Source organism: Rhodococcus sp. (in: high G+C Gram-positive bacteria), from assembly GCF_049286785.1.
GTDB lineage: Bacteria > Actinomycetota > Actinomycetes > Mycobacteriales > Mycobacteriaceae > Rhodococcus_F.
In genome coordinates this window covers 1-12,437 of the sequence record NZ_JBAQEO010000533.1, presented here as the reverse complement: position 1 = coordinate 12,437, position 12,437 = coordinate 1, and the positions used below count along the sequence as shown (strand labels likewise).

At 62.2% G+C, this 12,437-nt stretch carries 10 protein-coding genes; 3 read left to right on the top strand and 7 right to left on the bottom strand.

Annotation, left to right across the window (positions count from 1 at the left end):
• From WAW17_RS19305 to WAW17_RS19275, 7 genes are all read right to left on the bottom strand, one after another.
• Positions 1–599 (bottom strand): TetR/AcrR family transcriptional regulator (locus tag WAW17_RS19305; RefSeq protein ID WP_422334540.1); only part of this gene is annotated, 599 nt, incomplete at its 3' end.
• Positions 600–634: 35 nt separating this feature from the next.
• Positions 635–1,684, bottom strand: a complete 1,050-nt coding sequence (locus WAW17_RS19300; protein WP_422334539.1) for an LLM class flavin-dependent oxidoreductase — start codon at positions 1,682–1,684, stop codon at positions 635–637.
• Positions 1,685–1,724: 40 nt separating this feature from the next.
• Positions 1,725–2,498, bottom strand: coding sequence for an SDR family NAD(P)-dependent oxidoreductase (locus tag WAW17_RS19295; protein WP_422334538.1), 774 nt, complete (start codon positions 2,496–2,498; stop codon positions 1,725–1,727).
• Positions 2,495–4,108, bottom strand: a complete 1,614-nt coding sequence (locus WAW17_RS19290; RefSeq protein ID WP_422334537.1) for a class I adenylate-forming enzyme family protein — start codon at positions 4,106–4,108, stop codon at positions 2,495–2,497. Before WAW17_RS19290 ends, WAW17_RS19295 begins: the two co-directional genes overlap by 4 nt.
• 20 nt (positions 4,109–4,128) lie before the next feature.
• Positions 4,129–4,989, bottom strand: coding sequence for a 3-hydroxybutyryl-CoA dehydrogenase (locus tag WAW17_RS19285; RefSeq protein ID WP_422334536.1), 861 nt, complete (start codon positions 4,987–4,989; stop codon positions 4,129–4,131).
• A gap of 35 nt (positions 4,990–5,024) precedes the next feature.
• Positions 5,025–6,107, bottom strand: coding sequence for a 2-oxoacid:ferredoxin oxidoreductase subunit beta (locus WAW17_RS19280; protein ID WP_422334541.1), 1,083 nt, complete (start codon positions 6,105–6,107; stop codon positions 5,025–5,027).
• Between the two features lie 52 nt (positions 6,108–6,159).
• Positions 6,160–8,007 (bottom strand): 2-oxoacid:acceptor oxidoreductase subunit alpha, encoded by a 1,848-nt coding sequence (locus tag WAW17_RS19275; RefSeq protein ID WP_422334535.1) that lies wholly within the window; start codon positions 8,005–8,007, stop codon positions 6,160–6,162.
• A gap of 784 nt (positions 8,008–8,791) precedes the next feature.
• On the opposite strand from WAW17_RS19275, the gene WAW17_RS19270 reads away from it, so the two are divergent.
• The 3 genes from WAW17_RS19270 to WAW17_RS19260 all read left to right on the top strand — a co-directional run bounded on the left by WAW17_RS19270 (position 8,792) and on the right by WAW17_RS19260 (position 12,257).
• Entirely contained in the window at positions 8,792–10,057 is a 1,266-nt protein-coding gene (locus WAW17_RS19270; RefSeq protein ID WP_422334534.1) for an amidohydrolase family protein, read from the top strand.
• A 53-nt stretch (positions 10,058–10,110) separates the two neighbouring features.
• Positions 10,111–10,869 (top strand): class II aldolase/adducin family protein, encoded by a 759-nt coding sequence (locus tag WAW17_RS19265; protein WP_422334533.1) that lies wholly within the window; start codon positions 10,111–10,113, stop codon positions 10,867–10,869.
• A 197-nt stretch (positions 10,870–11,066) separates the two neighbouring features.
• Positions 11,067–12,257, top strand: coding sequence for an ABC transporter substrate-binding protein (locus WAW17_RS19260; RefSeq protein ID WP_422334532.1), 1,191 nt, complete (start codon positions 11,067–11,069; stop codon positions 12,255–12,257).
• The last annotated feature ends 180 nt before the right edge of the window (positions 12,258–12,437 follow it).

Below are 12,437 nucleotides of genomic sequence, written 5' to 3'. Positions count from 1 at the left end.
CCACGCCGAGGAGGCCGCAGACCGTCGAAGGCCATGTCGATGATCTTGTCGACCAGCGGGCGCAGCGGCCCGTGCTCGTCCTCGTTGTACCAGAATGCGCACCAGCTCATACTGCCCATGAGTCCGTTCACCACCAGCTCGGGATCGAGCTTGCGGAAGATGCGTTTGCGTGAACATTGGGCCACCGCATCCTCGAACGTGCGCTGGTACCGGCGGACAATCTCCGGCTGGCGAGGGCCCCCCGGAGACGACGGTGATGTCCACAGCTGCATGAAGCCGACGAGCACCGGCGATGACACGCGAAGAGCGCAATGCTCGGCATGAAAATAGAGAAGCTCACGAAACCGATCATCCGGGGCAAGATCGCTGCGTTCCGCGATCTTCGCCAGCTCCTGCTCGGCCACCTCGGTGAACCGCGCCTGAATCAGTCCGACCAACTCGTCCTTGGACGAGAAGTAGGTGTTCAGGCTTCCCTTCTTGATGCCGACCGCATCGGCAATGTCCTGCAGACTCGTGCCGTCGATGCCCTTCCGACGAATCAACTCGATCGCAGCGTCGAGGACGTCGGAATGCCGTTCGGCAGAGCGCTTCGGTGGCACAGGGGTTCCTCCAGCGAATAGGGGTGGCCCCACGATCAGCCCAGCAGCGGCCTACCGTCCGCTGGACTACGCAGAGCGGGCACTATTACCCTACCGAACGTCTGGATGGCCTCGAGTACCGCGACGTGCGGCATGTAGGGGTGGTAGAGCCGGAAGCAGAGGTGGGAGTCGGTTCGGCCGGCAAATCTCTGTTCGTAGGGCCTCAGGGCTGCCGTCACCTCGTCCGGGGTGCCGATGAGGTTGTACCGGCGCACGGCGTCCTCGGACGAGAGGTTCGCGTCGGGCTCGACCGGGTTGCCGGCTTCCTCGGCCGCCCAGCGGGCATGCACGTCCTGGGTGTAGGTCATTCCTCTCCCGGCGAGCTTCCAGCCGAGTTCCGGATCGTCGGCGACAAAACCCGATCGCAGCTGACCGAAGGAGAAGCATGCACGCCGCTCGGGCGGCGCCGAATCCAGTACCGAGTCAAAGGTCGACATGGCGGAATCGAAGGGAGCAGAGACTCCGAAGTAGCCGTCGCCCAGGCGCCCGGCACGTTCCAGTGCCCGAGGTCCGGTGCCGCCGAGCCAGATCGGCGGGCCACCGGGAGTGAAGGGTTCCGGCCTGACGTGAGCCTTGTCGATCTGGTACACCCGCCCTTCGAATCCGAAGCGTTCCCCCCTCCATGCCTTCCTCAGGATCTGGCTCATCTCCTCCAGCGCCTTCCCGCGGGTTGCCATGTCGACGCCGAACGCCCGGAACTCACTACGCCTCCACCCCGTTCCCATACCGAGAATGAAGCGGCCCCCGGACATCTGGTCGAGCACCGCGACGTCCTCAGCCAATCGAAGCGGATTATGGAAGGGGGCGAGAAGGACCGCAGTCCCCACCGTCAGCCGTTTCGTCGAGGCGAGGATCGCCGCCGCGATCGGTAACAGCGACGGTAGGTAGCCATCAGCTGCCCCGTGGTGCTCGCTCAACCATACTGATTCGAGGCCAACCTCTTCGGCCAGTTTTGCCTGTTCGATGATCCGAGCGTACTCATCACGAAAGCTGATGCCCTCACCTGGCGGCACCTGCCCGGTATACAAGCCAAGTCCATATCGCATTACTGTTACCTCCGCTACTCGAATAGCATTGCCACATCGTTTATTTCGATGGTGGCAGAGTGACCCAACCGCCGCCGTGAACCACGACCTCTGCCCCGCTGACGTAGGAGGCGTCTTCCGAGCAGAGAAATGCGACCACGGCAGCAACCTCCTCGGGTTTTCCGCCACGGCGTGCGGCAATCGACGCAATGTTGGCGTCGAGTACGTCCGGATCGACGTCTTTGACGATGTCCGTGAGAATCGTTCCCGGCAGCACCGCATTCGAGGTGATATTGCGCCGCGAAACCTCGAACGCCAAGCTCTTCGACATGGCCAGCAGCGCGGCCTTCGAGGCGCCGTATCCGCTGTCGCCCGGACCGCCGGTGGCCCCCAGTACAGAGCTGATGAACACCACACGGCCCCAGCCGGAGTCGTACATGTGCGGAAGGGCGGCCCGTGTGACCGACCAGGCGCCACGGATGTTGGTGGACAGCATCTGATCGAACTCGTCCAGAGTCTGTTTGATCATCGCCCGGGAGCGCTGAACCCCGGCGTTGTTGACCACCACCAGCGGCGGACCCAGTCGACTATGGGTTTCACGGACGAGTTCCTCGCCGGCGCCCTCCACCGATACGTCCGCCTGAATTGCGACGGCTCGGCCCCCGTCCGCAATGATTTGCTTCACGACCGCATCAGCGTGGGGCTTGGATCTGGCGAAGTTCACCGCGACGCTGTATCCCTGTGCGGCCAGGCGCAGCGCGGATGCGGCACCTATTCCGCGGGAGGCCCCCGTGACGAGTGCGACCCTTTCCTGCCCATCGTTTGACCTTGTCATGACACATCCTTTTCGTGTGTTGCCCAGTGCGGGCGGCGTAAAGCCAATTTGTCGATCTTGCCGGGCCCGGTGCGAGGCAGTTGGGTGTGGAATTCATACGAGCGCGGGATCTTGTAACCGGCGATCAGCTCCCGACAGTGCCGGTCGAGGTCGGCTTCGGTCGTGACCACCCCTTTGCGGAGCACTACGGCGGCGTGTACCTGTTCGCCCCACTGTGGTGACGGAACGGCGATCACCGCCACCTCGACGACGTCCAGGTGGCGGTCGAGTGCCGCCTCCACCTCGGCGGCGTAGACGTTCTCGCCGCCGCTGATGATGGCGTCCCCCGCCCGGCCCACGATGTAGAGGTAGAAGCTCTCGTCGCGGTACGCCAAGTCCCCCGACCAGTACCAGCCATCCCGGAACCGTTGGTGGGTGACCTCTGGCTGCCGCCAGTAGCCGACGGCGAAGTTCGGTCCGCGGCCGACGATCTCGCCGATCTCTCCGATCTCGCAGTTGGTGCCGTCCGGCCGGACCACCCGCACCTCGACGCCCACGACGGGGCGGCCGGCGGAGCGAAGGACCTCGCTGCCGAGCAGGCGGTCTTCATTCGGTAGGAAGCTGAGAATCGGGCCCGCCTCGGTCATGCCATACGACTGGGTGAAGGAGCAGCCCAGCCGGGCGATAGCGCTGTCGAGGAGCGTGGGCGAAATGGGCGCGCCGCCGTGCACCACGAGCCGCAGCGATGAGAGGTCCGGGACTCTGTCCATCTGGTCGAGATACTCGAGCAGCAGGGTGAGCATGGTGGGAACCAGGAAGGTGCAGGTGACCCGTTCGGTCTCGATGGCGCCCACCACGGACTCCGGATCGAAACGCGCAATCACGACGTGTCGTCCTCCCGCCCAGGTGATCGGGTAGGTCGACATCCCGTCGCCGAGGTGGAACATCGGGGAGCAGTGCAGGTAGACATCGTCGACCGCGTAACCGAGCCCGGCGATCATGTGCAGTGCATTCGCGGTGAGGTTTCCGTGGGTGAGCATGGCACCCTTGGCGCGTCCGGTTGTGCCGCCGGTGTAGAAGATGGCTGCCAGGTCGGTCGAGCTCACCTCGGTATCGCGACCGGAGATGGTTGCGTCGGCCGGTTCGCCGAGCAACTGCTCGAAGGTGACGCAACCCGTACCGCTGGATTCGGTAAGCGCTTCCGCGCGGCTCCGATGGGTATCGTCGGCGACCAGGATCGCCGGTTCGCAGTCTTGCATCACCTCGATCAGCTCGGCGTCGGCGAGCCGCGCATTGAGCGGGACCAGGATGTATCCGGCTGCCGGCACCCCGAAATAGGCGGCAACGTACTCGGCGCTGTTCATTCCGAGGACCGCGATTCTGTCCCCTCGAACGGCGCCGCGCCGCGCCAGCGCCGACGCCAATCGATCGCACCAGGACAACAGCTCGGCGTAGCTGAGCCTGGTCGAGCCGTCGACGACCGAGACCGACCCATTCTGAAGACCGGCGGCTCGGCGCAGCGACCACATGAGGTTGGGGGCCACCGTGACAGCGGTACCGGCCTCAGTCGAATCGGACAGCGACCACCTGACGTTCGGTGCCACTGGCAGAGGCGGACTCATCTCGGGCATGGACGTTCCTTCGGGCCTGATCATCGCGAATATGTGAAGAAGCCGCGTCCGGTCTTCTCTCCGAGGAGCCCCGACTCGACCATGCGCAGCAGCAGCGGCGGAGGCGCAAACTGCGGGTCCCTGAACTCCTCATACATCGAGTTCGACGCCGCCAGCAGGATGTCGAGGCCGACGAAGTCGGCGAGCGACAAGGGGCCGACGGGATGGGCGCACCCCTCCACCATGCCTTGGTCGATATCCGCGGCAGAGGCGAAGCCTGCCTCCAGCATCCGCACGGCGGACAACAGATACGGGGTGAGCAGCGCGTTCACGACGAACCCGGCTCGGTCCTGGGAACGGATCACGAGCTTGCGTAGGTCATCAGTGGCGAACCGCTCGATGCGGTCAACTGTCTCGGCCCGCGTATGGAGGGTAGGCACGAGTTCGACGAGTCGCAGAGCGGGCACCGGATTGAAGAAGTGGAGGCCCACAACTCGTTCGGGGCGCGTGGTCGCCGCAGCCAACTTCGTGATCGAGATCGAGGACGTATTGGAGGCGAGGATGGCGGTGGGACTGGCCACCACCTTGTCGAGGGCCGAGAACAATTCGCGCTTCACCGCTTCGTCCTCGACAACGGCCTCGATGACCAGCTCTCGGTCCTCCAGTTCCTCGAGCCTTCCCGTGAAGCTGAGCCGGGACATCGCGCCGGTGCGGTCGGTGTCGGTGATCTTGCCGGCCACCACCGCACGGCGAAGCGAGCTCTCGGTCCTCGCCCGTGCCGCCGCCGCCTTGTCTGAGTCTGCCTCGCAGACCACTACTTCGGCCCCGGCGAGCGCACAGACCCGTGCGATGCCTGTTCCCATGAGGCCGCCACCCACGACGCCTATCTGATCGATGATCAATTCATTCTCCTAGCTAGTGCTTGCAAATATCGGATTCACCCGAGGTCCGTCGCGACCTTCAGTTCCGCGATCTGGTCATGCTGTGGGGCCACCAGCCACGTGTCCCTTCCCGCAATGACCGTTGACAGATCCGGTGCGCCACCGGCGCGTGCCTCGAAAATCTGGGCGTTGACCAGATCCTCGTAGGCGGGACGGGCCACATCGCGGAAGACACCGAGCGGGGTGACGCCCTCCGGCCGGTCACCGAGGTGCGAGAGCATGAAGGCAAGCGACGAATCCGTCTGGTGGACATCATGAGTCAACAAAGACGCTGGATCCACGTCATCGAGCGCCACGATCTCCAGAACACCTCGCGAATTGACGCGCAGCCCTCTTCTGGTGGTCGTCCCGAAGAGCATCGGTTCGCCGTGCTGCAACCGGACGGTGGTGTCACCCCTGGTGTCGGGATTCTTCAGCGGGTCGAAGGCGCCGTTGTTGAAGATGTTGCAATTCTGCAAGATCTCGACCAGAGCGGTTCCACGGTGGTGGGCGGCCGCCCGCAGAACACCGGTGAGGTGTTCCCGGTCGGAGTCGACCGTCCGCGCGACGAAGGTCGCCCCTGCGCCCAATGCCAGAGAAATCGGGTTGAGCGGCCGGTCGACCGAACCGGCGGGTGATGACTTGGTGACCTTGCCCGCCTCACTCGTCGGCGAATATTGGCCCTTGGTCAGTCCGTAGATCTGGTTATTGAACAGTAGGATCTTCAGATTCACGTTCCGCCTGAGTGCGTGGATCAGGTGGTTACCACCGATCGACAGGGCATCACCGTCGCCGGTGACGACCCACACGGACAGATCCGGGCGCGTTACCGCGAGACCCGTCGCGATCGCTGGGGCGCGACCATGGATGGAGTGCATCCCGTAGGTATTGAGATAATACGGGAACCTCGACGAGCAACCGATCCCCGAGATAAAGACCATATTCTCGCGGGCAAGTCCGAGGTCGGGCAGCAATCCCTGAACCGCCGCCAAAATCGCGTAGTCCCCGCACCCGGGACACCAACGCATCTCCTGATCAGTCTTGAAGTCCTCGGACGTCATTGTCCTGGTGGTGGCGGGAACCAAGCCCGGGCCCGACATCGGAGTCGGCGACCGCACAGGGTTGTCGAATTTTACAGAATTTTCGAGCATGTCAGATCAGTTCCTCGATCTGCGCAGCGAGCTCCGCGGAAGTGAACGGCAGGCCGCGGACGCGGTTGTATCCGATGGCGTGAACCTCGAAGGAAGCCTTGATCAGCATCAGTAACTGACCGGAATTGAGTTCGGGAACGAGCACCGTTCGGTACCCACCCAGGACCTCGGCGGTATTGGCGGGAAAGGGGTTCAGATGACGCAGGTGGGCATGGGCCACCTGCTTCCCGCGTTCGCGAACAGCGCGCACCGCTGAGCTGATCGCACCGTAGGTCGATCCCCAGCCGAGTACGAGGAGATCCGCACAACCATCCGGGTCATCAACCTCGAGGGACGACACATCCGCCGCGATGCCCGCGACCTTGGCTGCGCGGACGCGGACCATCGCCTCGTGATTGTCCGGGTCGGCCGAAATGGTTCCCCTGCCGTCGAGCTTTTCCAGCCCGCCGATGCGGTGCTCGAGGCCGGGCGTTCCCGGTATCGTCCACGGCCTCGCCAACGTGTGCGGGTCCCTCAGGTACGGCCAGAACTCGCCGTCCTGGTTCGGCTCGGTAGCAAATCGAACTTGAATGTCGGGGAGCTGATTCAGGTTGGGCAACCGCCAGGGTTCCGAGCCGTTCGCCAGATGCGCATCGGAGAGGATCACGACCGGCGTGCGGTACTTCGTCGCGATCCGCACGGCCTCAAACGCGATCTCGAAGCAGTCCGACGGCGAGCGAGGAGCCAGAATCGGGACGGGCGATTCGCCGTTGCGGCCGAACATCGCCTGCAGCAGGTCCGCCTGCTCGGTCTTGGTCGGCATCCCCGTCGACGGGCCCGCTCTCTGCACATTGCACACCACCAGCGGCAACTCCAGAGCGATCGCCAGCCCGAGAGCCTCGGCCTTGAGCGACATCCCCGGACCGCTCGTGGAGGTCACCCCGAGATGTCCACCGAACGAGGCCCCGATCGCTGCTGCGATCCCCGCGATCTCGTCCTCGGCCTGAAATGTGCGCACGCCCTGCGCCTGGTGGCGAGCAAGTTCATGCAGCAGGTCGGACGCCGGCGTGATCGGATAGGCTCCGAGGAACAACGGAATACCAGCGGCCCGAGTTCCCGCGAGAAGCCCATAACAGAGGGCAAGGTTTCCAGAAACATTGCGGTAGAGGCCATCCGGCATACGAGCCGGACGAACCTCGTACCGGGTTGCGAAGATCTCAGTCGTATCGCCGAACGCATACCCAGCCTGGAACGCGGCCACGTTGGCGTCGGCGATCTCCGCGTGCTTGCCGAACCTGCGGTGCAAGTACTCGACGGTCGAGGCGGTAGGACGGTCGTACATCCAGCAGAGCAGGCCGAGGGCGAACATGTTCTTTGCTCGTTCGGCATCCTTGTTGCCGATCGGGAACCCTCGTAGCGCCTCCACCGTGATCGAGGAAAGCGGAATAGCGTGCACACGAAAGCTTTCCAACGAGCCATCCTCCAGCGGGTTCGTGTCGTATCCCACCTTCTTCAGAGTGCGTCGCTTGAACTGGTCGCTGTCGACAATGATCTCTGCCCCGGCCTCGAGGTCTCCGACATTCGCCTTCAGCGCCGCGGGGTTCATAGCGACCAGGACATCAGGGGTATCCCCGGCCGTATGGACGCCATGGTCCGCGAACTGCAACTGGAACGACGACACCCCCGCGAGTGTTCCCGAAGGTGCCCGAATCTCGGCAGGGAAGTCGCGCAGGGTCGACAGATCGTTCCCGAAGACGGCCGTCTCCCCTGTGAACCTGTCACCGGTCAGCTGGATGCCGTCGCCGGAGTCTCCAGCGAACCGGATGATCACACTCGATAGTTGCTTGGTGCCAACAGAACTGACGTCCATAGGGGCCACCACTCCTCGCCTACGCGTTCACACAAGCGCCGTGCGGCGCAACAGCCTCGGCCACAGGTTCCGATCACCGAACCGACCTCAGAGTGTGAAATCTATTACCTTCCGATCGGAAGGTCAATAGCCTTGCATCTCACCTCGGGCTGACGCCGCCGACTGCTGCCGCGGCCGCAGCCACCCGATCAACTAACCAGCATCTCAACGCGACGCCTCCTGATCGCGCAGTTTTCGGTGAAAAGCCGGCCGGATGGCCCAACTCCGATCCTGAGGCCCCAGGTCAACGGTGCACCATCACGAACTGGCTACGACGTCTGCGCGCAACCTGAATGCGTCACGTGTGGTCGCATTGCTGGTGCACCACCAACGACGCGGACTGGTTCGAGTTCTGAATGAGACCTTCCCAGACCGACATTGCCCCGTGCGCAGACCGGGCGCGTCGCCCGCAAGTGCGGGACCTGACGAACTGAATTCTTGCACCGCGGTCGGCGCCGAGATTCGCCTGGCGTCGGAGCGACTTGTTGTTGCGGGGGATAACTCTGCCGCGGGCCTTGCCCGACTCGGGTGTCCGACCGGAATGCTGGGCTCCTGCGTGTCGAATCGTGCTGCCAGGCCGAATGCCCTCGTGAACAACAGAATCCGTTGACAAGCCTGACGACGGTCGTATACCTTCCAATCGTTAGGGCAACGTGATGGGGTTCACACTCCCGTACCGCTCGAGCGAATGAGAACACTGTTCCGAAGCATCTCCGAGCGATATGTCGACCGAATGGAGTCAGTAATGGCGCTTGATATCCACAACCCGGATGTCGAAAGTCAAGGAAGAGGGCTCGTTCGGTCAGAGCCGACATTTCTACCAGACCCCGACCCTCGGGAATTATGGTGCCCTCTCATCTCAGTAGATGATCATGTTCTCGAGCCCGCAAATATCTTCACAAGTCGTGCGAGCTCGCGGTATCGCGACCTTGTTCCAGCAGTTGTCCCCGACCAGGACGGCATCCCGTATTGGCACATTGATGACGACCGAATCCCCATGCGCCTCACAATGTGCGGAGCAGTCGGTCGGCCTATCGAAGAATGGAGCCTGGCGCCTCAAAAGTACGAGGACTTCCGGCGCGGTGTCTGGGACGTTCATTCGCGAGTCAAGGATATGGACCTCAACGGGGTGTACGCATCTCTCAACTTTCCATCCTTCGTCTGGGGATTTGCCGGCAAACGGTTGAGCGGAATGCGTGATCGCGAGGTTGGTCTCGCTTCGGTTCGTGCGTACAACGACTGGATGCTCGAGGAATGGTGCGGCGCGTATCCCGACAGATTCGTATCCTGTCAATTGCCGTGGCTCCTTGACCCTGAGGTGGCAGCACTGGAGATCAGAAAGAACAAGGAACGCGGTTTCCAGTCGGTAACGTTCTCGGAGAACCCTGAGGGATTGGGGCTCCCCTCTCTCTACTCCGAATATTGGGATCCTTTCTTTCGCGCATGCGAGGAGACCGAGACCGTGGTCAACCTGCACGTGGGGTCGTCAGGATCGATCTGCCAACCGAGTACGGCGTCCCCTGCAGATGTCACAGTCGCACTCTTTCCGTTGAACGCCATACAGGCAGTGGTTGATTGGATCTTCTCCCGGATCCCACTGCGTTTCCCGAAACTGAAGATCGTACTGTCTGAATCCGGCGTCTCATGGGTGCCGATGATCATCGAGCGACTCACGCGTTCGTACAGGCAGGCTGCCAGCTCGGAGACATGGAGCACGTCAGACCCGGATCCGGTCGACATCCTGCGACGAAATTTCTGGTTTACGTCGATCGAAGATCCAGCGGCATTCCGGATGCTCGATATCATCGGCGTCGAGAAAGTTATGGTCGAGACCGACTACCCGCATGCTGACTCCTCGTGGCCTGAGTCGCAAGAACTCTTCAGTCGGGACATGAAGTCACTGCCCCGCGAAACGATCGAGAAACTCTGCTTCCGGAATGCAAGTGCTCTCTACCAACACCCGCTCCCCCCATCGGCGTTAATCGATTCATCGCTTATTTCCCGATCTTAGCCTCCATCACAGCCGCATTCGACGCCATTTATGTTCCCCCTGGAGTAGCCACTATGCATACTCTCGACCTGCCAACTCCGCCCACATTCCCCTCACATGATGAGGAGCGAAATCACAGAAAAATTCGCCTGGCCGCAGCTTTCAGGATCTTCAGTAGGTTCGGCCTGGACGACGGAGTTACCGGGCATATCACCGCCCGCGACCCCGAATACCTCGACCACCTCTGGGTCAACCCCTGGGGAATGCCCTTCAGCCAGATTCGCGCGTCTGATCTGTGCCTGATCGATGGGGCCGGAAACTTGGTCGAGGGCACAGGTCCCGTCAATCCGGCAGCAATCACGATACATTCCAGTGTGCACGACGCCAGACCTGATGTCGTAGGCGTCGCGCACAGCCACTCTCTGCACGGAAAGACGTGGTCCGCGTTCGGTCGAAAGTTGGATCCGATCACCCAGGATGCGTGCGCCTTCTACGAGAGGCACTCCGTTTTTGAGCAGTACAACGGAGTCGTGCTGGACGATAGCGAAGGTCGTTCCCTCGCAGCGAATTTGGGGGCGAATCGCGCCGCGATCCTCAAGAACCATGGCATTCTGACGGTCGGCGCAACGGTTGACGAAGCCGCATGGTGGTTCATCGCGCTCGAACGCTCGTGCCAGGCACAGCTTCTCGCCCTCGCGGCCGGGCAGCCGGATTCCATTCCGGCGGAGACTGCTCGAGAGGTGGCCGCACTCTACGATCAGCGCGCTGGATGGTTCAATTTTCAGCCCATATTCGCGCGGATCATGCAAGAACAGCCTGATCTCGCAGGATGAATTGCCCGATTCCCTTATCGGCAACTGACATACCTTCATCCAGGGCCCTGATCAATCCGGGGCCCTGATCACCCTGATTCGGTGATCGTCTACCGCCTCGAGCTATCCACCCTCCCGGTCTACATATGGCGCGAGGGCCCATTCAACAACGACAGCTTTGCCATTCCGTCGGGAATGCGAATACGGAAGGTTATGCCATGTTCACGTCCTTTCACATCAGTAGACTTGTTTGCAGGCTTACCACTGCTGCGGTAGCACTGACACTCGCCGGCTGCGGGACCGCAAGTAACGCCGAATCACATGGCGATGTCATCAAACTCGGTGAGACGAGTGGAATCAGTGGACCGGCCGGGGGCTACGGCAAGGCGCTGAGCGAAGGGCAGCAGGCGATCTTTCGGGCAGTCAATGATGCCGGCGGCGTGGACGGCAAGAAGATCGAACTGACACTGCTCGATGACGGCCTCGATGTGGCCCGCGCGGTGCAGAACGTGCGGAAACTGGTCACAGACCGGAACATAGCAATTGTCGGCGGCTCTGGTTCGGGCTCGATCGATGCGATCGTCCCGGTCCTGGACAAGGCAGGCGTTCCTCTTCTCTTCCCTGCGAAGTCGAGTCCATCCTTCGTCAACGCAGTAGTGCCACAGGCCTTCGCGATGGTTCCCACTTTTCCTGATCAGGCACATGCTCTGGTGTCCGCAGCGTACGAGAAAACCGGACCAGGAAGCGTTTTCCTTGTCCGTACGGTGTCCGACCAGAATGACCCGATACTGGCGAAGGTCGAGGCCGCAGTCCAAAATGGCGGTGGCTCATTTCTCGGCACGGCAATCGTGCCGTTCGGGGCCGACGTGACACCCGTCGCACTCCAGGTCGCCGAGGCGAGGCCGGATTATGTCGTCTTCACCTCCGCACCCGCTGAGACCACCAAGATCGTAAATTACCTTGCCGGCAAGGATCAGCTCCCGGGAAAGGCGATCCTCGGTACGACCTCGCTTCCCGGTGACACCTTTCTGCAAGGAACACCGCGGAGCGCACACGAACTTCTCTTCAGCCTGGCCATCACCAAGCCAACCACGGACCCGAGCGCAGCCGATTGCCTGGAGGCGGTACGAAAGTACTACCCGGACTCACAGATCGACACAGTGACGACGTTCGGTTGTGCGATCGCGCAGGCCGTGGTCGCGGGACTCGAACTCGCTGGACCTGACCCGACCAGCGAGAGCCTGGTCAAGGCACTTGCCTCCATGAAGGACCGTCAGGTGAGTCCCCTCATCCCCCCCGTGACTTTCTCTCGAGAATCGCATATGGGTCTGACTTCACTGCCGGCAGTCACTGTCAAGGACGGTCAATACCAGGCAGCCGAGACCGTCAACGTACCGGTTCTGCCGTGAGGCTCACCCACCAAATATAGGAGAGTGTCATGGGTCTGTTCCTGGAAACGGTCCTTAGCCTGAATCCGTGGATGTGTGATTTCGTGGGGTTTCTAGGTTCGCTCGGCGTGGGATGCCTGTGGCGGGCATGGGTGATCCGCTGGCCCGGATGCCAGCTCATCCACGTTGGTAGGTGTCCTC

Coding starts and splice junctions, on each gene's coding strand:
- WAW17_RS19300 (WP_422334539.1), bottom strand. CDS start 1,684: ATGCGATATGGACTTGGCTTGTATACCGGGCAGGTGCCGCCAGGTGAG.
- WAW17_RS19295 (WP_422334538.1), bottom strand. CDS start 2,498: ATGACAAGGTCAAACGATGGGCAGGAAAGGGTCGCACTCGTCACGGGG.
- WAW17_RS19290 (WP_422334537.1), bottom strand. CDS start 4,108: ATGCCCGAGATGAGTCCGCCTCTGCCAGTGGCACCGAACGTCAGGTGG.
- WAW17_RS19280 (WP_422334541.1), bottom strand. CDS start 6,107: ATGTCGGGCCCGGGCTTGGTTCCCGCCACCACCAGGACAATGACGTCC.
- WAW17_RS19275 (WP_422334535.1), bottom strand. CDS start 8,007: ATGGACGTCAGTTCTGTTGGCACCAAGCAACTATCGAGTGTGATCATC.
- WAW17_RS19270 (WP_422334534.1), top strand. CDS start 8,792: ATGGCGCTTGATATCCACAACCCGGATGTCGAAAGTCAAGGAAGAGGG.
- WAW17_RS19265 (WP_422334533.1), top strand. CDS start 10,111: ATGCATACTCTCGACCTGCCAACTCCGCCCACATTCCCCTCACATGAT.
- WAW17_RS19260 (WP_422334532.1), top strand. CDS start 11,067: ATGTTCACGTCCTTTCACATCAGTAGACTTGTTTGCAGGCTTACCACT.